The following is a 23185-nucleotide window of genomic DNA, read 5'->3' as shown; positions in this document are numbered from 1 at the left end:
CGAAGTGCTCAGCAAAGCTAATCTTAAAGCCTATAGCAGTAGGATTCCCAATCAAGTTGGGAATGACGAACCGACTTGATCAGTCATTGTTACTCTTGTATTTCTCTTAAAAAACTTTATAAGCAAAAAATACAAAAGCGCACAAAAACGTTGCGGCCAATATACCCCTGCCAATATTTTCTTTGTTGTATTTAAAAAAGTATTGCATGGTATAGGCATTTATGGCAATCCCGCCGATATACAAAAGATCGGCTTTTGCAAGAGACGCCACATGGTTAATGATGTACCAGGCTATTGAACAACAGATTCCAGGTATTAGTAATCCAATGCCCAAGCCAACCCATACCGAATTATTTAATCTTTTCAACCGATCAATCATAATGGCAAGCGCTTAACCTAAATTAATGCCATCTGGCGCTGAAACTTTAGTGCCGGCACTTGTAGATTTAGCAGCATTATTGCCAATAAAATCCCAACTGTTTATTGCTTGTATGGCATGGTGCGCCGTTAAATCAAACTGGACCGGAACAATAGAAACATAATTGTGCTCCAATGCCCAAACATCGGTATCTTCTCCTTTATCAAAATTTTCAAAAACACCGGTTAGCCAATAGTATGGGCGTTTGTAAGGGTCAGTTCTTTCATCAAATTCTTCCATCCACTTTGCATTGGCCTGACGGCAAACCTTAACGCCTTTTAGCTGATCGCCTTTTGGGAAATTCACATTTAAAAGGGTTCCTTCTGGTAAACCATTCACCAAAACCTGCTCACAGATGTTTTTAATGTATTTTTTGGTATGACTAAAATCGGCATCAGCTGCAAAATCGTCTAATGAGAAACCAATAGATGGAATTTTTTCAATTGCGCCCTCTACCGCAGCAGACATGGTACCTGAATAAAGTACATTAATCGAATTATTTAGTCCATGGTTAATTCCTGAAACGCATAAATCAGGTTTTTTACCTTTAAAAATCTTATTTACAGCAATTTTAACGCAATCAACCGGGGTTCCGCTGCATTTATACATTTCTACACCTGCATAAAGATCAACCTTATCAAAACGGATCGGCTTACCTATGGTAATGGCATGTCCCATTCCGCTCTGCGGACTATCTGGTGCAACCACCACTACATTGCCCAGCTCCTGCATTACTTCCATTAAATTCTTTATGCCCGTAGCTGTAATCCCGTCATCATTTACAACTAAAATATTTGGCTTTGTGCCCTGCTTTGTCATGCCGGTAAAAATACAGATTATAAATTCAAGGCACAATAAGCCATGATTTATATGCTAAAATCATTTATTCCTAGATTTTTAGTTTTGAAATCAAAATTATTTCATTCCCTGCCAGAAAGCATATATATTTGGATAAATAACTTATTAAAAATGAAGGCTGTATTTGAGATCATGCTTAAACCAACAGGTACACACTCATTATCATAAACCAAAACCAATTCAATGAAATTCAAACTATTTACTTTGGCTTGTTTTCTAATTACAGGTGTTTTAGCGAAGGCGCAAACAACCTATCAATGGAAAACAGGAACATCTGGTGGCTTTAGCTACAGGTATGTAACCAACGATCCGACCAAAACACGTTTTTATACTTTAAAAAACGGTTTGACAGTAATTTTATCCCAGAACAATAAAGAGCCGAATATTACCTATAAAATGGCGGTAAGAGCGGGCAGTAATACCGATCCGCGTACCAATACCGGTTTAGCGCACTATTTAGAACACCTTTTGTTTAAAGGAACGGATAAATTTGGAACCTTAAATTATGCCAAAGAAAAACCACTTTTAGATAAGATCGAGGCACTTTACGAAACCTACAACAAAACTACCGATCCGGCTAAACGTAAAGAGATTTATAAGGAAATTGATAAAACTTCGGGCGAAGCTTCTAATTATTCTATCGCAAACGAATACGATAAAATGATGAAATCAATCGGGAGTAATTCTACCAATGCCCATACTTCGGTAGAGGAAACCGTGTACGAAGAGGATCTTCCATCAAATGCCATTGATAAATTTTTGGCCGTACAGGCAGAACGTTTCCGCGCCCCTGTTTTCCGCATCTTCCATACAGAGTTAGAAGCTGTTTACGAAGAAAAAAACATCGGTATGGATAACGATGGCCGTAAAATGTATGAGAAAATGCTGTATGCTTTATTTCCAACACATAACTACGGACAACAAACCACCATTGGTACCATCGAGCATTTAAAAAACCCATCGTTAATCGAAATCAGAAAATATTACAACAAATATTATGTGCCCAATAATATGGCCTTAATTATGAGTGGCGATATTAACTATGATGATTTAATTAAAAAAATCGACAAGGACTTCGCTTATATGGCACCTAAACCTTTGTCGCTTTATAACCCTGCACCAGAAAAACCATTAACACAGGTTCAAACGGTTGATATTTATGGCCCAAGTGCCGAAAATTTATATGTTGCATACAGGGGTTTTGCCCAAAATACGCACCAAAGTTTATTGTTAGATTTAATCGGTAGCATTTTAGCCAACGGTAAAGCGGGTTTAATGGATATCAACATCAATAAACAGCAAAAAATGTTGAGGGCAGGCGCCGGTTATAACTCGATGAAAGATTATGGAATCTTCATCTTATCTGGCTCACCTAAAGCCGGACAAAGCTTAGAAGAAGCGCAAAAATTATTGTTAGAGCAGGTAGAACTGCTTAAAAAAGGCGAGTTTGATGAAAGCCTGATTAAAGCAACTGTTGCAAACATTAAATTAGCGGAGTTACAAAGCTTCGATAATAACGATGTGCGTGCAGATTTCGCGATGAATGCCTTTATCCAAAACCGTGGTACGGAGTGGGATAAAACCCTGGCATCAACCGATGCAATGGCTAAAGTAACCAAAAAGGAAATTGTAGATTTTGCCAATAAATTTTTCGTCAACAACTATGTTTCTATCTTAAAACATAAAGGTGAAGATAAAAGTATCGTTAAAGTAGAAAAGCCAGCCATTACCGCTGTAAAAACCAATGTTAATGAGGTTTCTCCATTTACGAAAGACATTATTGCTGCGCCGGTAAAACCCATCGCCCCTAAGTTTTTAGATTATACCAAAGATCTTAATTTCGGTAAAGCAGGCATTGCTGATGTAATTACGGTTCAAAACACCGAAAACGGAATTTTCCGTTTAGGCTACCGTTTTGATATGGGCTCGTACAACTATAAATTGTTGCCTTATGCTGCTCAATATTTAGCGTTCTTAAGTACCGATAAATATTCGGCAGAGGATATTAGTAAAGCATTTTACAACATTGCCTGTAGCTACAGCATAAACGTAGGTACCGATGTAACTACAGTTTCTATCAGTGGTTTACAAGAAAACTTTGATAAAGCTGTTGCCCTGGTAGAAGATGTACTGGCAAATTGCAAAGCAAACGAAAAAGCCTTAGAAGATTTAAAAGGCCGTTTGTTAAAATCGAGAGATAACGCAAAATTAAACAAATCATCAATTCTTGGTGGTTTAATGAGTTATGCACAGTACGGTGCCGATAATCCTTTCAATTACGGATTAACCAATGATGAGATCAAAAATATGAAATCGGCAGATCTGATCTATATCTTGCACAACCTTACCAATTACAAACACACCATTACTTATTACGGCCCTAAAACTTTAACAGCATTTTCTGCTGATATTGCAAAAGCACACCCATTGGCTAAAGAATTTACAGATGCGGCGCCAATTAAGAAATTTGTATACACCAAAACCGATTCGAACAAAGTTTACTTTGCCGATTACGATATGGTGCAGGCAGAAATCCGTTGGGTACGCAATGGTGGCTTATACGACCCTGCCAATGCTGCAAAAATCGCCTTGTTTAACAACTATTTCGGTGGTGGCATGGGCTCAGTAGTATTCCAAACCATTCGCGAGTCTAAAGCACTGGCTTATTCTACTTTTGCGGTATATTCTTCTCCAAATACCAAAGAAAAAGAAAATACCATTATCGCTTATGTAGGTACACAGGCAGATAAAATGAACGAAGCAGTTGCCGGTATGAATGAGTTATTAACCACTTTACCAGAGTCTGATAAATCATTTGCATTATCAAAAACCAACTCATTAAATGGCTTAGAAACCAGCCGTATTACCAAAGACGGAATTATCTATAGCTATTTGGCAGATAAAAAATTAGGTTTCGATCACGACTCGAGGGTTGATGAATACGCCAACTTAAAACCATTAACTTTTAATGATGTAAAATCATTCCACCAGACCAATCTTTCTGGCAAACCTTACAGCTACTGTATTGTTGCTTCAGAAAAGAAAATCAACATGGCTGATTTAGCAAAATTTGGTCCGGTAACTAAATTAAGCCTGGAGCAGATTTTTGGATATTAATAAGGCGGAAGGTAAAAGGTTGAAGGCTTAAGGTAAAGGCCTGATGCTTTAATATCAAAATTACTAGCGATTCCCGGAAACGGGGATCGCTTTTTTTGTTTGGTTATTAGTTCATTGGCTATTGATCCATTGCCTAGGGGGTAATGCTTAAGTCGGTTAGCTAAATGCCAAACGCTAATCGCTAGCCCCAAAAGTGTTTTTCGGATCATTGAACTGTGGATTTGTAATCCACGCCGAAGAAGACTTATTTAACCTTTACAGTCATGAGTTCTGACAAAGAAGCGGTGAATGGTAATGCAGAATTTCTATTTGTTTTATAGCCGTCAAGAAGCGTAATATCCCATTTAATATTTTTGAGCTCCTGCTCTTTAACTTCTTCAAAATCATAAACCAAATAAAAATCTTGGCTTGGATCTGGGTATCCCCTCTCTATTAAATTTTGCTTAGAAAATATATTAAGTCCTGGCATTTTCACTTTATAAAGTTGGTTGGTTATGGTTTCGTTAGGTCCATGCAGTAAGAGATATTTGACAGAAGCTAAATTAACATCTAACACTTGTGTACCTTTCGATTCTCTCGTACGCGTATTATAGAGCCGATGTTCATTTATCCAGTCACGTTGTTTATCCTGATAATAGCCAATCAACACATAAGTATCGTCTGGTTGTAAATCTCTATTTATTCCAAAAGCTTCTGGCAAACGCTCCCGAACTTCATTATTTGGTTTATTTTTATGAATTTCATAAGCTCTAAATGCTGTTTTCTCTCTCTGTGATGCCCTGTTTAGGAAATGTTTAACTACTTCAGTTAAAAAGCCTTTTAGTGCTAATGTTCCGTCATCAAATTTATCAGGCCTAATTGCAAAAGCGCCTAAACCGGGAAGTACTTCATGAAATCCTTTTGTTTGATAAGCATCTTCATTTTTTCCGGGATAAAGAACGTATGCTCCTCCCGTTCTTCTTATTGCATCTTTATAAGCATGCATTTTAAGTAAGTCACCTCTTTTGGAATTGCCTTTTAACTCCTCTGTCTTTTCACTTGTTAGTACTTCTTGGGTTAAGTCGTCACTGTGTTCATCTGTATCATCACCAAGTATATCTGCTATTCTTTCAAGTTTGTACTTAGCATCGAAATGAATATGAACAATAAGTTCTTCTGTTTCCGCATTACCCTGATCGATTCCTTCAGGCCAAACAGAAAGTGTATAATCCGGTCTCATGCTTTTCGTCCAACTTCCACTGTTAGGATACTCATTCTTACCTGAAAAAGTACGGTTAAAATTGAATTGAATATTTAAATCCCTTACTTCATTTTTATATACACCATTAATAGCGATATGATTTCCTTGTTTGAGCTGTAACCCTAAATCATCACTTGTTGGCTTAATTAATTGTTCCAGTTCTTTCGATTCAATTCTAAATAAGTCTTTAATAACATCTAACAACTTAAAAAACAACCAATACTCATAGAGCGTTGCAATATCCCTTTTACCTGCAGCATATACGTCTTCACCACCTCTCCAAATTAGTTTCGCAGCAAGATCAAACATCAGCCACGATCTAAAAACCTCTCTATATCCTTCTTTACGTTGTAAAATAGGGCTATTAAAGGGTATTGTATCTAGATTAAATATTTCTTTGAATATGGGATGCCCAAGATATTGTTCCAATTTACCCTCTAAAACTGTTGCTTCTGTTTTCAACCTTGAGTTATTCCTAGCCAACAATTTTATCTTACTCACCAATTCTAGGAACGAATCTAAAGCAAATTTTATAAATCTATTCTCGGGTGTATCAATCGATTCTTTATTATGAAAACCTAATATTTTTTGCGGCACCGATTTCAGAATCTGCTTTTGAACCAAATGATGTTCTTTTGGCAAACTCATTCTATTGGAACAAGATGAGATTTGTCTAATTGTTTTGTTATCAAAACGCCTAAAACTTCTGATATCTTTTTCAATTTCTGTAGCTACCCATTTCGTTACTGGGCTCGAAAACACCTTATGTAAAGCATCACCAAATTCGTCTGATTCTAGTATAGATTTTATAAAAGCAAAACGTTGATAAAGTGTTTTAGGATCGCTATCAAAATCACTCACTAAATTTTGAGTAACTGGTGAAGAATGAAGCAAAACCAAGTCTGTTGCACGCTCAGTAATATCTTCAAGCATTATCCTATAGTCGTCACGATAACTTGTTTTTTGCGACTGAACCTCTAAAACTAAAGTACCGCATTGGTTTCCTTTCGAATAAATATTAAGAGATAAAGTTCCTACAAAAATATTAGGTACAATTCTTCCAACATTCGGATGTGCATTAGATCTCTTAATCAGCTCATGGTTGCCTAAAGTATATCCAGCAGGAAGCTCATATTCGTAAGAATGGCCTTCTATAAGCTGAATATTCGCCTCACCATTTTCGAACGCCTCAATATCATCAATTTTAAAAATTGTTTGTTCGCCAGATTTCTCTCCCCAAAGTTTACATGCAATAAACGATTTATCCTGTAATAGGATCTCAAATTGAAGATCACTTCTCATGCTTTTTAAGCTTCAGCATAACTGGTAAATCCATTGTCCATTAAATTGCTATACATTCTTGCAATTTTTTCCAATGAAATGGGATAAAGTGCAACTGCAGCATAATCTGTTTCAATCTTAGCATCAAAAACGTCTGCAATTTTTATATCCTCTTTTAAACACAAATTACCTAGGCTTTCTAAAACCGGTGCTAACTTTTTACGCGATCCATGCACTTTGGGCAATAATTTTTGCATAATAGCTGCATCGAATATTTCTTTTAAATCCCAATCAGGTTTTATCATTTGAGCTATTGAAACAAATCGCAATATTTCGGCTGCACTGCGATAACCAAATTCAGAGCCTGTTTTTTTTAGTTCTTTAAAAAACGCTAGCATTGGTTCTTTAATTTCATCTTGCCCAGCTGCAGAAGTAATCTTTTGTTTAACTAGAGAAAGGAATTGCGCAGCCATGTTGCTTCCTTGGGCAGCCAATACTTCAAGATTTACTTCAGCTACATTATTTAAGTAAGTACTCATTTCTTCTGTTGTAACCCTGAACTCGATTACATTTGCCCGATCTAAAACTTTTGGGCTAAACATATAGGTAGTTTCATCAATATTTACCGTACCAATGATGAATAAATTGCTTGGCAATTCAATTTTATGTGGCACACTGTCCAAATCACCTTTAGAATGTAACTCTATACCACATTTAGATTCCATGGCGCTTAAAAAGTCTGCAAAATAGCGTTCTACATGGCTTAAGTTCATTTCATCAAGAATTAAGAAATAAGGCTTGTCCTGATTCTTATTTGCATTAATTATTAAATTTAATGCACCATTTTGTGGCAGAATATACTCATTGGTATCTAAAGCACTAGGAAAACCTAAAAGTGGTTCTCTATTTGTCCAATCGGCACCAACCGAAACAATGCAATATTGACTATCATTTTCACAAATCCAACTGGCAAAAGCCTGTGCCAATTTGGTTTTACCTGAACCTGAAAGACCGGTTAAGATTACGAATGGTTTGGTGAGTAACGAGGAAATAAAACGGGTGACTAAGCTCTCTGAGAATTGGAGGTTAGACTCTACAGTGTCATTAAGAAATATATTAATATCAAATTTATCATCATTATAGTCCCCTATATTTTCTATTAGATTAGATAAATGCGGAAGATTTTTCTTGTAGATATTGTAGTAGCTTTCATTAATCAAATAGGCTAACTTAAGAGGGCACTTTGTGAGATAAGCTCCCTGATTCAAATCAAGCTTCTTATTATAAAACACTCTTTCATCGAATCGTATTGAGTCTAATAACTTTCTGTTAGATTCTTTAAGTATATTTTCTCTATTAAGAATTTCAACATTTTGAAAATCTTTTAAATTAATTTTATACGCAGGGCCATTAAAACCAGTACCTTTTATTCCTGCTACCTCTTGATAACTAGAACTTACCACCGAAACCCCTACAATTCCCTTATTATCAACAAGGTGAAGAACAATATCACCTTCTTGTACTTTCCTCATGTTTGAATAAATATCAGCTTTTCCTTTATCTTTTTGTGGAGACCAGAGAATTTTACCAAGTGCGGCATCTCCTACGATTCTGTGTTGCTTATTTTTTACTAAAGTTTTTTCCACCCAAACATTTGTAGGGTGTGGTTTATCAGAATGATCTTTCTTCATTATAATGAAATTATTCTTTTCGAGAAGGTTAAAACAAGGGGTCTTTAACCCACCTTCAAATGAAGATCGATCTAGTTCGACTCCATTTGCAAATATGTTAGCAAATGAAACGACAAGTTTCGGCGGATAAAAGTTATTATTATAAACTAAGTCATAATATTTGGAATCCGAACCTGAAGGTATTCCTTCCAAATCTATTTTTTTAATTGCTTTAAGTAAGTGATCTTTATTAATATTTGGAGGTATTGCCATTATTTTACTTAGATAAGCGAATATATTAAATGTTCTCGTATAAATTCCTGAACTCTCACACTTAAAAGGATATTGATGAATAATTAAAAATGATATTTTTATGTATATCTTTTTTACTAAATTGCTCTCCTAGCTTGGAAGGCAGGGTTCCGTAGGTTTTGATTAGTGTTTCTTCCGGCTTTCCGCTACTATCTTTTTTGCCCAATACCAAAACGCTCAGGCCGCAAAAAAGGATCTCCCCTTCAATCCGGTTTAAAAACGAAATTTTGTGGTACTACCAGGGCTGCAAAGTGCATAAAGAAATTCCTTCCTGCCTAAAAGTTCATTAATTCATTACTACAAAGTACAAAAAAACCTAATCTCGTCTTGGTGTCTTCATGGTTCAACAGCTAAAAATATTTCAGCGCCTCCAAAATTTCCTTCACCGAAAATTTAGCGCCACAAACAAATTCATCAGCTGCTCCATAGTAAATGATTAGTTCATCACCGTTAACGATGTGGCCGTTTGTAAACACAACCTCGCCAAAGAAACCATGCAGTTCGTAATCTGTTGTTGGTACCATAATCGGTTCTTCGGTTCTGGCCAATACTTTCGATGGATCATTTAAATCCATTAGAAAAGCGCCTAAACAATATTGATGTTTTCCGTTTGCACCGTGATAAACTTCGAGCCATCCTTCTGCGGTTTTTATGGGTGCTGCCCCGGCGCCCACACGTGCACTATCCCAGTGGTTAGGCCTGGTTTTAATGATACACCTGTGTTTGCCCCAATGAATACCATCCGGAGATTCGGCCAGCCAGATATAATTACCACCCAAAGCTACACTGCTAGGGCGGTGCAAAGCGTAAAATTTACCGTTAATGCGTTCTTCAAATATGGCACAGTCTTTATTGTGCGGCGGGATAATCATGCCGTGTTTCTCAAAGCTTTTCCAATCTTTTGTTGTTCTTAATCCAACCCCTACCCCATGGGCAGATACCGAAGTAAAGGTTAAATAGTAGATTTTATCGATTAAGGATACGCGGCAATCTTCTATTCCAAACGTTTCATCTTCTCCCTCACCCTGTAATAAAGGATAACCGGCCGATTGATAAAAATGCACACCATCATCACTGCAAACGAGCCTTAAGTGCGACAATGTGGTTAAATAATCAGCACCCTGATAATTGATCACCCGTGGATCATTATCTACCAAACCAGGATCGGCCTCCGCTATCTCGATAATTTCGATACCGTTTTTCCTTAAAACCGGAAAAGAAATAAGTCCTTGTTTTTGCCCCGGCCGTTCTGCTACCCGCACCAGAAGCCATATTTTATTTTGAAAGGTAAAAACACCGGGATTTAAAAGGCATGCAATTTCCAGGCCCGCTGTACTCGGTACTAAATCTTTTGGACAAAGTATTGGGTTTTGAATAAACCGTTGTGCAATATCGGCCATAAAAAATGATGTTAAAGCAAACAGGCGACCAAAATTGGCCGCCTGTATTTTATTAATAAAATTGATGTTATAATGAATTGATCCATTTTACAAGCTCATCTCTTCCTTTTCCTGTTTTTTGTTGCAGTTTCCCCAACAATTCGTCGTCTTGTCCTTCTTCGTGTTTTAAATCATCGTCAGTTAAATCGGCATAAGCTTGTTTAACCTTTCCTTTTATTTCATTCCACTTCCCTTTTAATTCTAACTTATCCATGCTCGTGTTTTTTTAAAAAATAAACTTATATACTATAAAAACAGGAATAATTTTTTTTTGTTTTAAAACACCAAAATTATTGCAAAAAAGGCAATATCTTACTTATCTTCCTGATTTAAGCCTAATTGCATAGGACACGGTTTTAGTATTCCCATTAGTGTCAATCACTTTCAGTTTTATACTTGAATCTATTACTTGCGTACCTACTGAGGTCGTAAAAATCGTAACATGATGAGTGCCTTGCCCATCAGTTATCGTTCCTACACTCGATGGCAATGTCCAAGTAAGTGTAGCACCTGGAGGTATGTTCTTTCCTGAATAGCTATACTCAATTCCGCCCCTTGAAATTGTACTTGGCCCCAAAATACTTGTATATATTGCGGGAATTCCTGTAATTCCAGTTTCAGATAATATCCAATCAGCATATGCTGAAACTCGTGCGTATCCTTTTGCGCCTACATTACAATCACCCCAACCATTCACAATTCCAACTAATAATTTACCTGGATAGCCACTTCCTATTGTTAAAGGTCCTCCACTATCACCATAACAAGGTGCTTGTTGAGAGGAACTAGTAGAAGATGTATGTAAAAAATTTGGTTCGATTGTCGAAATTTTAACATCGGCAGCGTATAAATTTGTTGGCGATGTCCCAGAGTGAGTACTTAAATCATATGAAATAAGCCCCCAACCAGAGACTATAGCTAAATCATCTATAGCTATACTATTTGAATTTTTATCATAATTAATTGGTAGAATATTTACATCATAACTTAGAGGTGTGGCCAACCTTATTAAAGCTATATCATTATTAATAGAAGATGATGTATAGTTTGGATGCCTGATGATCTGATCGACATTTAAAGTTACACCTGCATTAACATTTGTAGAACCAGCTTTAATGGTTATTTGATTTGCAACTAACTGTTGACCATTACTACCATCAGTCACAACATGGGCAGCTGTCAGTATCCAATTTTCACTTAATATAACTCCTCCAGCCATTCCTCCATCACTTCTGAAAACAGCAATTTGATATGGAGCATCGTTAATCGATATTTGATTTCCCCCAATTACATCTTTCAGCTTATTTTTTATACTCATAGTAGAATTCTCAGGGTCTTCTGAAATATTCTTCTTTTCTTTTTTACAGCTGCTCACAAAAATAGCAAATACGGCAATGATAAAAATTTTTTGTTTCATAGTTTTCATTATTAGTTCGAGTGTTTAAGACTACAATATAACTATTATAAAGAACAAACTATATACAAAAATATCATACATTTTTAACGAAAAATAAATACAAAACTACAATCTGATTTGCCTTTTTAAGCGATTCATATATCTTTAGATTTGCTAAATATATGAATCCAAGTATTTACAATGGATTACATTACGTTTACATAACGTTTATTTTATCCCTAACTAAGCCTAGAATAACTAATATCATTTTTCAGTTAATTATACCACTACTACAATACCCTATTTACATTTTCATTATTAAAATAATAACACCAGATATTTCAACTCACTTCGATTTTTTTGCAAATTTTTAACTACATTAATAGTATTATTTCTATTAATTACTAAACATTACTAATTAAACTACCAATTTGATGAAAAAACTACTCTTAAGTATGCTTTTGTATCTCGGTGCAATTTCATTTGCTTTCGCACAAGGCAAAGTGATTACCGGGAAAGTTACGTCTACCTCCGGGCCAATTCCGGGTGTCAGCGTATTTGTAAAAGGCTCACCAGCTAACGGCACACAAAGTGATGCCTCGGGAGCCTTTAAATTAACCGTTTCGGATGATGCTAAAACACTTGTTTTTAGCTTTATTGGTTACAAAACCAAAGAAGTGCCTATTACAGGGCAAACCATTAACGTAAATCTGGATGAAGAGAACAACACTTTATCGGATGTAATTGTGGTTGGCTACGGTACGCAAAACAGAAGAGATGTAACGGGATCAATAGCGAAAGTAACAGCTGCCGATCTAAAAGACAAGCCCCTAACAACCGTCGAAAGTGCTTTACAAGGCAAAGCACCTGGCGTATTTATCAACTCTAGCAGTGGTAAACTGGGCCAGGCACTTCAAATTCGGGTAAGGGGTATTTCTTCCATTTCGGCAAGTAACCAACCTTTATTTGTTATTGATGGCGTTCCTATTGTAAGTGAAGCATTAGGAACCTATACTGAAGCCGATAACCCGCTTGCAGCCATTAGTCCTGACGATATAGAATCAATGGAAGTTTTAAAAGATGCAGCATCTGCAGCAATTTATGGGGCAAGAGGATCGAATGGGGTTGTGCTTATTACCACCAAAAAAGGCAAGCAAGGAAGAACCAATATCGATTTTGGATATTACGCAGGGTTTAGCGATCCAACCAAAAAAGGCGATTTTTTAAATGCTGACCAATACCGTCAATTATTAGATGCAGCTTTTAAGTATAACAACTATGATGATGGAGATTACGCCAATGCTGCAGAAATGTGGAAAGATTATACGGGCACAGATGATTGGACGAACAACAACAATACCAATTGGGTAAACGAAGCTTTTAGAAAAGGGCACACACAACAATATAGCTTAAATATTAATGGCGGTGATGCAAAAACCAGGTTTATGCTTTCGGGAAACTACAATAATAATGATGGAATTATAGTTAACAACCGTTATGTACGTACTGGTGGCCGGTTAAGTTTAGACCATACAGTTTCGAAAATCTTAGATGTTGGAGGATCAGTTAACATTTCTAAAGTAGATAATTACCGTATCCCTACTGATAATGCTTTCTCTAATCCATTACAATTAAATGCTTTGCCTCCTATTCAACCGGTACGCGATGCATCAGGTCAATTAAATGGTTCTACTGTTTATTATAACAGTTTAATTGATTATGAAAATGGTAAAAATCTATCAACCACATATAGAACTTTTGCCAATGCATATGCAAGCTTAAAAATCACACCCGATTTAGTTTTTAGAAGTGAATACGGCTTTGATTTTAACAATTTGGAAGAAGAGCAGTTTTTAGGATCTAAAACACAGGATGGCGGTAGCACAGGAGGTTCTTCTACAGATTATATGGCCAAATCCATAAACTTCAATACTAATAATACCTTTAACTATACCAAAACTATTAACGAAAAACATAGCCTAAATGTATTGGCTGGTTTTGCCTTTCAAGATACGAAGTTCAGGTACTCATCTGTAACGGGAACTACTTTACCATCTGATAATTTCACCAAAATTGCCAGCGCAGCGATCATCTCTGCGGGTACTTCTTCAGAAACACGACACACATTTGTTTCGTATCTGGCCAGGGTAAATTATAAATACGAAGAGAAATACTTGTTAAGTGCTTCGATAAGAACAGATGGTTCGTCGAGGTTTGGCGTTAACAATAGATATGGAACCTTCCCGGCTGTTTCGGCAGGCTGGATTATTAACCAGGAAGAGTTTCTAAAATCGAGTAGCTGGTTAAGTTTATTAAAACTTAGAGGAAGTTATGGCTTAACAGGTAATGCAGAAATTGGCGATTTTGCCTCTAGAAATTTATATCAGGGCGTTAATTATGCTGGCATTGGCGGTACGCGTCCGAGCCAGTTAGGAGATCCGAATTTAAGCTGGGAAAACACAACCAATTATAACATAGGTTTAGATTTTGGTTTTTTCTCAGACCGGATTTCGGGCACAGTAGAATATTATAAAAAGAAAACAACCGATTTATTATTAAATGCACCAATTGCTGCAACAAACGGTTTTTCATCCATTACAAGGAACATTGGCGATATGCAAAACAAGGGATTTGAATTCTCCTTAAATACCAGAAATTTTGACGGGGAGTTTAAATGGTCTACTTCTTTTAATATCTCACTTAACAGAAATAAGGTTTTACGCTTGGTTGATGACCAACCTATTTATCCCGGAGGAAGATTTTTGGGAAGAGTATCCGTTGGAGAGCCATTAGGTTACTTTTACGGAAAAGCATATGCCGGTGTAGACCCCGCTAATGGCGACGCACTTTATTATGTTGATGCATCAAGAACAAAAACAACCAATGAATACGCTGTTGCACAAAACCAAAAGCTGGGCGATCCAAACCCTAAATTCTTTGGTGGCTTTGGAAATCGTTTCTCTTTTAAAAATTTCGATCTGGACATTCAGTCGCAATTCGTTAGCGGTAATGATATTTATAATATGGCAGGTGTTTTTCAATCAGCAAACGGCGATTATTTTGATAACCAAACCATTGAACAGTTAAATTATTGGACACCTACCAACACCAACACCCCTATACCACAACCAAGGTTTGGTGAAGGAAATGGAACAAGCCCATCATCCAGATGGATACAAGATGGGGCTTATCTAAGGATAAAGAGTGTAACCTTTGGCTATAACATCCCTAAAGCCTTTATAAATAAGTATAAATTACAGAATGTAAGGATATTCGCATCTGCACTTAACCTATTCACCATAACTGGTTATAAAGGTTACGATCCGGAGGTGAATACCCCAAGTGGTGGTTCGCTCCAGTCTGACAACATTCAGCTCGGTCACGATTTTTATACTCCACCACAAGCAAGAACAATTACTTTCGGTGTAAACATTGGCTTATAAAAACATTAGATATGAAAAATTATAAAAATATATTAGCTGCATTTCTTATTGTTCTAAGCGTATCTGGCTGTAAAAAACAATTAGAAATAGATCCTAAACAAAATATAGATGCCAGTGTGGCATTAAATAATACTGCCGATGTGCAAAACGCATTAATTGGTGCATATACTTTCTTAGCAACTGGTGATCTGTATGGAACAAATCTTGTTTTCTTACCCGATATTTATGCCAGCGACAACTATCTAACCTGGCGCGGCAGTTTTACAACTTACCGTAACATTTCGAGCAAGGCTATTGTAGCGGATAATGCTGATGCGAGAAGAACATGGGTAACCGCTTACAGTGCAATTAACACCGCAAACATTGTGCTTTCTGCTTTAAATGTAGTAAGTGATGCCGAAACGAAAAACGTAATAGAAGGTAAAGCCTTGTTTATAAGAGGGATTATGCATTTTGAACTGGTAAGATTGTACGCTTTGCCTTACGATGCATCCGGTGCTAATACAAATTTAGGGGTTCCTATTATTACAAAAGCAGTAAAAACCATTGATAATGTTACCAACAGTGTTGCCAGAAATACGGTTATAGAAGTTTACACGGCTGTTGAAAATGATTTAAAATCTGCCATAACTAAATTGGCATCGGTAGATGATCAATACGCCGCCAAAGCATTTTTAGCAAGGGTATATTTACAAGAAGGTAAATATGATTTGGCAAGGGATGTTGCCAATGATATTATTACCAACAGTCCATATCACCTAATTACCAATTCTCTTGAAGCGCCTTTCAGAACCAAAAATTCGAGTGAGGGGATTTTCGAAATCAAACAGAACGAACAAAGTAACGCAGGAACATCTAACGATGGTTTAGCTACTTTTTATGCCAGTTATCAAAATGCTACTGGTGGAGATGTTGGTAGGGCTGATGCATTGGTAAATACCACATTTTACGATTCATTTGAAACAGGTGATAAAAGACAGACCGAAATGATTTATGATGGTACCGGTGCCAGAACAGGACTATTTACAAAGAAATGGTATAGCTTTTATGATAATATTCCGGTTTGTAGAATTACTGAACAATATCTAATCAGGGCAGAATGTAATTTTAGGTTAGGTACTAATGTTGGAGCTACTCCAGCTGAAGACATTAATACATTAAGAACCAGGGCTGGATTGGGAAATGTTGTGCCAACACTAACAATTATCTTAAACGAACGCGAAAAGGAGTTAGATTATGAAGGTTTTAGGCTTCATGATTATAAACGCACTAAACGTTCTATCGGAACCTTTGCCTATGACGATCCTAAATTGGTTTTCCCAATTCCAGATCGTGAAATAAATGTGAATAAAGCTTTGAAGCAAAACCCAGGTTATTAAAATTATATACCAACAAAAATGCCCCAAAAAATTTGGGGCATTTTTGTTATCTGTCACTTAAATTTAAAGTTTTTTTGCTGCCGCTATAATTTCTTCTACCACGCCTGGATCAAGCAGCGTAGAAGTATCGCCTAAATTAGTGGTATCCCCTTCGGCAATTTTACGCAGAATTCTACGCATAATTTTGCCCGAACGTGTTTTGGGCAAACCAGAAACAAACAATATTTTATCAGGTTTGGCTATCGCACCAATTACACGGGTAACCGTTTGTAAAATATCCTTTTTAGATAATTCTGCTTCGCCATGCATTTCAGGGTAAATTACAAAAGCATAAATGCCCTGGCCTTTTACATCATGCGGATAACCCACAACTGCACTTTCTACCACACCAGCGTGCATATTAATGGCATTTTCTACTTCAGCGGTACCAATTCTATGTCCGGAAACATTTAATACGTCATCTACGCGGCCGGTAATTCTATAATAACCATCCTCATCACGTAAACAGCCGTCGCCTGTAAAATATAAATTCTCGTAAGTAGAGAAATAAGTTTGTTTGCAACGTTCGTGATCGCCGTAAGTGGTACGCAACATGCCCGGCCAGGGGAATTTGATACAAAGATTTCCCATTACGCCATTTCCTTCAATTTCATTACCATTTTCATCAACTAAAATTGGCTGAATTCCTGGTAAAGGCAATGTAGCAAAACTTGGTTTGGTTGGTGTTACCGTAGCAATAGGCGAAATCATAATGCCACCCGTTTCCGTTTGCCACCAGGTATCAACAATAGGCGCTTTACCGTGCCCGATTTTCTCATCGAACCAATGCCATGCTTCTTCATTGATCGGCTCTCCTACCGACCCTAAAACGCGGATTGAGCTTAAATCTTTGCCGTTTAATGGGTCTTCACCAAAACTCATTAATGAGCGGATAGCCGTTGGAGCAGTGTATAAAGTATTTACTTTATGTTTTTCTACAATATCCCAAAAACGAGATGGGCTTGGATAAGTAGGAATACCTTCGAAAAGAACTGAAGTAGCACCTTGCGAAAGCGGTCCGTAAACAATATAAGAGTGACCGGTTATCCAGCCAATATCGGCCGTACAAAAATAAACCTCACCAGGCTGATAGTTAAATACATTCGAAAAAGTATAACCAGCATAAACCATATAACCACCACAGGTATGCACCACACCTTTGGGTTTTCCGGTAGAGCCAGATGTGTAGAGAATGAACAGCATATCTTCTGCATCCATTTCTTCCGCTTCACAAATATCATTTACGTGTTTAACTTCATCTTCCCACCACACATCCCTGCCTTTCAGCATCGAAACAGGTGTACGGATATGGGTTAACACGATACATTTTTCTACGGTTGGGCAACCAATTAAGGCATCGTCAATTACATCTTTTAAAGGAATTTGTTTATTGCCACGATAAGAACCATCGGCCGTAATCACTACTTTACATTGCGAATCGTTAATCCTGTCGGCAATAGATTTAGCAGAAAATCCACCAAAAATAACCGAGTGAACGGCACCAATTCTTGCACAGGCCAAAACAGCAATAGCCAGCTCGGGCACCATAGGCATATAAATACAAATACGGTCGCCCTTTTTTGCGCCATTACGTTTTAAAACGTTGGCAAAACGGCAAACGCGTTCGTGCAACATTTTATAAGTATAAGTAACACTTTCTTCTTCAGGATTATTAGGTTCCCAAACAATAGCAGGTTTATCTCCATTGGTGGCTAAGTGCCGATCTAAACAATTTTCGGTAATATTAAGTTTAGCACCTTCGAACCACTTGATATTTGGTTCGTTAAAGTTCCATGATAATACTTTGAACCAAGGCTTGCGCCATTGAAAGTTTTGCGCCACTTCGCCCCAAAATTGTTCTGGGTTTTCTACGCTTTTCTTATAATCTTCTTCGTATTGCTTAAAAGATGTAATTTGCATTGCTCGTTCTATATTTTGGATTAGTGGGGGCTAATTTAAATAAATAATAATAAGGAGAAATAGTCTAATCGTATCAAAATGAATATCAAACGTTTGATAAGAAAAAATTATTTTAAATAGATGTAATATAGGAAGAATTTAAGATTTGGCATTAACAAACGTTGCACCAACCTTTTGCGCCCACAAATATTAATTATAAAAATAATTAGCTACGCTATTGCTGTTTACAATTATTATTCAGATATTTGCACACTCTTAAAAAAATTAAGCGGACGATATTAACAACTATATTTACAAGTCATGTCAAGAGTTTGTGATTTAACAGGAAAAAAAGCAATGGTAGGTAACAACGTTTCTCACTCAAACGTTAAAACCAAACGCAAATTTTACCCAAACCTACAACTTCAGAAATTTTATATTCCTGAAGAAAACCGTTGGATTACGTTGAAAGTTTCTACTTCAGCGATTAAAACCATCAATAAAGTGGGCATTAGCGAAGCAATTAACCGTTTCGTAAAAAAAGGATTTTTGTAAAAAACATTAACTGTTGAGATTAACAGTTTTCAATTTATATTAAAATGGCAAAAAAAGGTAACAGAGTTCAGGTTATTTTAGAATGTACTGAACATAAAGAAAGTGGCATGCCAGGTATGTCTAGATATATTTCTACCAAAAACCGTAAAAACACTACTGAAAGATTAGAATTGAAAAAATTCAATCCAGTATTGAGAAAAGTAACCGTACATAAAGAGATTAAATAAGGTTGAAGGTAAAAGGCTTAAGGTTGAGGGTTTAACCGCTCATTCAATCTTTCTATCATTCAATCATTTAAAATTATAAGAACATGGCAAAGAAAGTAGTTGCAACCCTTAAAACAGGTACAGGTAAAGAATATTCGAAAGTAATTACAATGGTAAAATCACCAAAAACCGGTGCTTACTCATTCAAAGAACTTATCGTACACAACGACCACGTAAAAGATGCTATTGCATCTAAATAAGGTTAATATTTTTTAATATTAAAAATATTAAAGGCCGTTCCGTTTTAACCGGAAGGGCTTTTTTTGTTAGTGAAATTTACGTTCGGAAATAATTGATTATCTTTGAAAAAAGCATAACCATGGAAGCGTATAAGTTTAAAGCAAAAGTTTCTGAAAACGGAACTATTGTTGTTCCTGACGGATTTGATATAAAAAATAAAGAAGTTGAAGTGATTATTTTGGATGAAGTGATTCAAAACGCACCAAAAAATAAGATGAAAGATTTTCTTGACAAATTTTCGGGAGTATTGGAAGGGATTGATCCAGATAAGGCTAAATACGACTATCTTATGGACAAGCATAAGTAAATGAATATTCTATTTGACACCAATATTTTTATAGATATAAGTCTTAAAAGGGATCCTTTTTTTGATGACTCTTTCGAGGCACTGAACAAGGTTGATGACATAAATATAAATGGATTCATTTTGGCCTCAACTTTTACTGATATATATTACATCTGCAAAAAAAATATAGGTCACGTTAAAACAATAGATATTCTTCTTACGCTTATAAGTACAATAAACATTCTTGGCATTAATAAAGATACAATCATCTTCGCAATTCATTCTAATTTTCCAGATTTTGAAGATGCAGTACAAAATGCTGCTGCAGAACTAAATCAGATTGATCTTATTATAACCAGGAATACGAAAGATTTCACCGACAGTAAGATACCTACGCAAACGCCTACCGATTTCCTAAAAAAATATAAAAATAACTAATGGGTTTATTCGATTTTTTCAAAAAGAAAGAAACTGCACCTGAAGCTCAGGAAGCACTGGATAAAGGTTTAGAGAAAACTAAAGACGGTTTCTTTAATAAAATTACCAAAGCTGTAGCAGGAAAATCTTCTGTTGATGATGAAGTGCTCGATAATCTGGAAGAAGTTTTGGTTACTTCTGATGTTGGTGTAAGTACTACATTAAAAATTATCAAACGTATCGAAGAACGTGTTGCCAAAGATAAATACCTCAATACCTCAGAACTAAATTTTATCCTTCGTGACGAAATCCAGTTACTTTTATCCGAAAACAACAGTAACGATTTCCGCCAGTTCGAATACGGCGATCATAAACCTTATGTAATTATGGTGGTTGGCGTAAATGGTGTTGGTAAAACAACCACTATTGGCAAACTGGCTCATAAACTTAAAGAATCAGGCTTAAAAGTTGTATTAGGAGCAGCCGATACCTTTAGGGCAGCTGCCGTTGAACAGATTAAACTTTGGGGCGAGCGCGTTGGCGTGAGGGTTGTGGCACAGGCTATGGGTTCTGATCCTGCTTCAGTTGCTTTTGATACCCTACAATCGGCTGTAGCCAATGATGAAGATGTAGTAATTATCGATACCGCTGGACGTTTGCATAACAAAATCGGATTAATGAACGAGTTGGGTAAAATTAAACAGGTAATGCAAAAGGTAGTACCAGGCGCACCACACGAAATTTTATTGGTGTTAGATGCCTCGACCGGACAAAACGCTTTTGAACAGTGCAAACAGTTTACCGAAGCTACTGATGTTAATGCATTGGCCATTACAAAATTAGACGGAACAGCAAAAGGCGGTGTAGTAATCGGAATTTCAGATCAGTTCAGAATTCCCGTTAAATATATTGGCGTAGGAGAAAAAATTGGCGACTTACAGCTTTTTGATAAGAAAGAGTTTGTGAATAGTTTGTTTAAATAGCACTCCGTGGTTGATTCCACTGAGGATTTAGTCTACAATTCACTTCGTGGTTGATTACACAGATTACAGGATTACACAGATTTTTATTAATTTCAGTAATGGAAGAATATGAAAATCATGAGCTTACAGGAATTATAATTGGTTGTTGCTACAATGTTCATACGCAGTTGGGACCAGGTTTTTTGGAGAAAATCTACGTGAATGCGCTAAAAATCAAACTTCAACAAGCAGGTTTAAATTACACGGCGGAAAAAGAATTTAGTGTTGTATTTGAGAACGTTGTTGTAGGAAAATTTAGGTGTGATCTTTTTGTTGAAGACAAGGTAATTGTAGAATTAAAATCAGTAACAGGGTATCAACCTAAGTTATTTCAAAGTCAACTTATATCATACCTAAAAGCCAGCAAAATTAAAACCGGATTATTGATTAACTTTGGCAATACAAGTTGTGAAGTAAAACGGTTATCTGTTTAACAGCTTGAATAGATATTAAAACCTTAAATCTATTAATCCGACAATAAGATTAATCACCGAAATCATTAATAATCGGTGTAATCACATATTATATGAATACCAAAATAGTAAGAAGTAAAAGCGCAATTAAACAACCAAAAATTAATGTAATTACATTAGGTTGTTCAAAAAACATATACGATTCGGAAGTATTGATGGGCCAGCTGCGTGGCAACAATTTAAATGTTGTGCACGAATCAGACAAGATGGGCAAAGATGATATCGTTGTAATTAATACCTGCGGTTTTATCGATAATGCTAAACAAGAATCAATCGATACCATTCTACAGTTCAGTGAACTAAAAGAAGCCGGCAAAATTGGTAAGGTAGTGGTTACAGGTTGTTTATCTGAACGCTACAAACCCGAACTGGAATCAGAAATCACCAACGTTGATGCCTTTTTCGGCACTAACGATCTACAGAATATTTTACACGAGTTAGGTGCCAATTACAAGCACGAACTTATTGGCGAGCGTTTGCTCACCACTCCTTCTCATTTCGCTTATTTCAAAATTGCCGAAGGCTGTAACCGTCCGTGTTCTTTCTGTGCCATCCCGTTAATGCGTGGCAAACACTTGAGTAAACCAATGGAAGAATTGGTTAACGAGGCTAAAATACTAGCTAAAAACGGTACAAAAGAATTGATTTTAATTGCTCAGGACCTTACCTATTATGGTTTAGACCTTTATGGTGTGCGCAAGTTAGATGAGTTGATGCGTCGTTTATCGGATGTTCCCGGAATCGAATGGATCCGTTTGCAATACGCCTACCCTTCTGGTTTCCCCATGGAAATTTTAGATGCCATGAACGAGCGCGATAACATCTGCAAATACCTGGATATGCCATTACAGCACATTACCGATAATATGTTGAAATCGATGCGCCGTGGTACCACCAAACAAAAAACCATCGATTTAGTCAATCAAATCCGTGATAAAGTACCAAACATCGCCATGCGTACCACGCTAATCTGTGGTTATCCTGGCGAAACTGAACATGATTTCGAAGAAATGAAGGAATGGGTTGCAGAAACCAAATTCGATCGTTTGGGCTGCTTTACTTATTCGCATGAAGAAAAAACACATGCACATACCTTAGTTGATGATATTTCTGACGAAGTAAAACAACAACGTGTTGATGATATTATGGAAATACAACAAGGTATTTCGTTCGATATTAATCAGGATAAAGTAGGCAAAACCTTCAAGGTGCTGGTAGATAAAAAAGAAGGCGATTTCTTTGTAGGCAGAACCGAATTTGATTCGCCTGAGGTTGATAATGAGGTTTTAATCGATGCAGCTACAGGTTATGCCGCTAACGGAAGCTTTGTTAATGTGAAGATAGACAGGGCTGAAGATTTCGATCTGTATGGTACGATAGTATAAAACAAACCCTCAGTTTTGCCTATAAAAGAGAAGTCCAGTTTTGAAAACTA

At 36.5% G+C, this 23185-nt stretch carries 19 protein-coding genes; 11 read left to right on the top strand and 8 right to left on the bottom strand.

Annotation, left to right across the window (positions count from 1 at the left end; all coding sequences use genetic code 11):
* Positions 1–106: 106 nt before the first annotated feature.
* Both J7E57_RS20555 and surE read right to left on the bottom strand, forming a co-directional pair.
* On the bottom strand, positions 107–379 hold the full coding sequence (locus J7E57_RS20555; RefSeq protein WP_215125478.1) for a stationary phase survival protein SurE: 273 nt from the start codon (positions 377–379) through the stop codon (positions 107–109).
* Between the two features lie 12 nt (positions 380–391).
* Positions 392–1237: a 5'/3'-nucleotidase SurE gene (surE, locus tag J7E57_RS20550; protein WP_215125477.1), complete on the bottom strand. Its 846-nt coding sequence runs from the start codon at positions 1235–1237 to the stop codon at positions 392–394.
* A 222-nt stretch (positions 1238–1459) separates the two neighbouring features.
* Here surE and J7E57_RS20545 point away from each other — a divergent pair, with 222 nt between their 5' ends.
* A complete protein-coding gene (locus J7E57_RS20545) occupies positions 1460–4393 on the top strand; it encodes a M16 family metallopeptidase (RefSeq protein ID WP_215125476.1) in 2934 nt (977 codons plus the stop codon).
* A 244-nt stretch (positions 4394–4637) separates the two neighbouring features.
* Here J7E57_RS20545 and J7E57_RS20540 read toward each other — a convergent pair whose 3' ends face one another.
* The 5 genes from J7E57_RS20540 to J7E57_RS20520 all read right to left on the bottom strand — a co-directional run bounded on the left by J7E57_RS20540 (position 4638) and on the right by J7E57_RS20520 (position 11752).
* Positions 4638–6935, bottom strand: coding sequence for a DUF2357 domain-containing protein (locus J7E57_RS20540; RefSeq protein ID WP_215125475.1), 2298 nt, complete (start codon positions 6933–6935; stop codon positions 4638–4640).
* A gap of 5 nt (positions 6936–6940) precedes the next feature.
* Positions 6941–8857 (bottom strand): McrB family protein, encoded by a 1917-nt coding sequence (locus tag J7E57_RS20535; protein WP_215125474.1) that lies wholly within the window; start codon positions 8855–8857, stop codon positions 6941–6943.
* Positions 8858–9246: 389 nt separating this feature from the next.
* Positions 9247–10296, bottom strand: a complete 1050-nt coding sequence (locus J7E57_RS20530; RefSeq protein WP_215125473.1) for a glycoside hydrolase family 130 protein — start codon at positions 10294–10296, stop codon at positions 9247–9249.
* Between the two features lie 67 nt (positions 10297–10363).
* Positions 10364–10549: a CsbD family protein gene (locus J7E57_RS20525; protein WP_029276197.1), complete on the bottom strand. Its 186-nt coding sequence runs from the start codon at positions 10547–10549 to the stop codon at positions 10364–10366.
* Positions 10550–10651: 102 nt separating this feature from the next.
* On the bottom strand, positions 10652–11752 hold the full coding sequence (locus J7E57_RS20520) for a trypsin-like serine protease (protein ID WP_215125472.1): 1101 nt from the start codon (positions 11750–11752) through the stop codon (positions 10652–10654).
* A gap of 413 nt (positions 11753–12165) precedes the next feature.
* On the opposite strand from J7E57_RS20520, the gene J7E57_RS20515 reads away from it, so the two are divergent.
* Positions 12166–15174 carry a SusC/RagA family TonB-linked outer membrane protein gene (locus tag J7E57_RS20515; protein ID WP_251029988.1) on the top strand — a complete coding sequence of 1003 codons (3009 nt, stop codon included), beginning with the start codon at positions 12166–12168 and terminating at the stop codon, positions 15172–15174.
* A gap of 11 nt (positions 15175–15185) precedes the next feature.
* The gene (locus J7E57_RS20510) at positions 15186–16553 is read left to right on the top strand and encodes a RagB/SusD family nutrient uptake outer membrane protein (RefSeq protein ID WP_215125471.1); all 1368 of its coding nucleotides are present in this window, start codon (positions 15186–15188) and stop codon (positions 16551–16553) included.
* 63 nt (positions 16554–16616) lie between these two features.
* Here J7E57_RS20510 and acs read toward each other — a convergent pair whose 3' ends face one another.
* Positions 16617–18512, bottom strand: coding sequence for an acetate--CoA ligase (gene acs / locus J7E57_RS20505; protein ID WP_215125470.1), 1896 nt, complete (start codon positions 18510–18512; stop codon positions 16617–16619).
* A gap of 300 nt (positions 18513–18812) precedes the next feature.
* Between acs and rpmB the strand changes: the two genes are divergently transcribed.
* From rpmB to rimO, 8 genes are all read left to right on the top strand, one after another.
* Positions 18813–19046 carry a 50S ribosomal protein L28 gene (rpmB, locus tag J7E57_RS20500; protein WP_025145121.1) on the top strand — a complete coding sequence of 78 codons (234 nt, stop codon included), beginning with the start codon at positions 18813–18815 and terminating at the stop codon, positions 19044–19046.
* Between the two features lie 44 nt (positions 19047–19090).
* A complete protein-coding gene (gene rpmG, locus J7E57_RS20495) occupies positions 19091–19273 on the top strand; it encodes a 50S ribosomal protein L33 (RefSeq protein WP_010599807.1) in 183 nt (60 codons plus the stop codon).
* An 83-nt stretch (positions 19274–19356) separates the two neighbouring features.
* Positions 19357–19512 (top strand): DUF4295 domain-containing protein, encoded by a 156-nt coding sequence (locus J7E57_RS20490; protein ID WP_010599808.1) that lies wholly within the window; start codon positions 19357–19359, stop codon positions 19510–19512.
* Between the two features lie 119 nt (positions 19513–19631).
* Positions 19632–19859 carry a hypothetical protein gene (locus J7E57_RS20485; RefSeq protein WP_116250259.1) on the top strand — a complete coding sequence of 76 codons (228 nt, stop codon included), beginning with the start codon at positions 19632–19634 and terminating at the stop codon, positions 19857–19859.
* Complete coding sequence (locus tag J7E57_RS20480; protein WP_215125469.1) at positions 19860–20276, top strand: type II toxin-antitoxin system VapC family toxin; 417 nt, start codon at positions 19860–19862, stop codon at positions 20274–20276.
* Complete coding sequence (gene ftsY, locus J7E57_RS20475; RefSeq protein ID WP_215125468.1) at positions 20276–21238, top strand: signal recognition particle-docking protein FtsY; 963 nt, start codon at positions 20276–20278, stop codon at positions 21236–21238. Before J7E57_RS20480 ends, ftsY begins: the two co-directional genes overlap by 1 nt.
* 98 nt (positions 21239–21336) lie before the next feature.
* Positions 21337–21711, top strand: a complete 375-nt coding sequence (locus tag J7E57_RS20470; RefSeq protein ID WP_215125467.1) for a GxxExxY protein — start codon at positions 21337–21339, stop codon at positions 21709–21711.
* Between the two features lie 92 nt (positions 21712–21803).
* Positions 21804–23135, top strand: a complete 1332-nt coding sequence (gene rimO, locus J7E57_RS20465) for a 30S ribosomal protein S12 methylthiotransferase RimO (protein WP_215125466.1) — start codon at positions 21804–21806, stop codon at positions 23133–23135.
* Positions 23136–23185 lie beyond the last annotated feature (50 nt).

The sequence above is a fragment of the Pedobacter sp. ISL-64 genome (assembly GCF_018613605.1).
In the GTDB taxonomy this organism is placed as follows: Bacteria; Bacteroidota; Bacteroidia; order Sphingobacteriales; family Sphingobacteriaceae; genus Pedobacter.
Note: the sequence above shows the minus strand (reverse complement) of the source record. Positions and strands in the feature narration are given on the sequence as shown.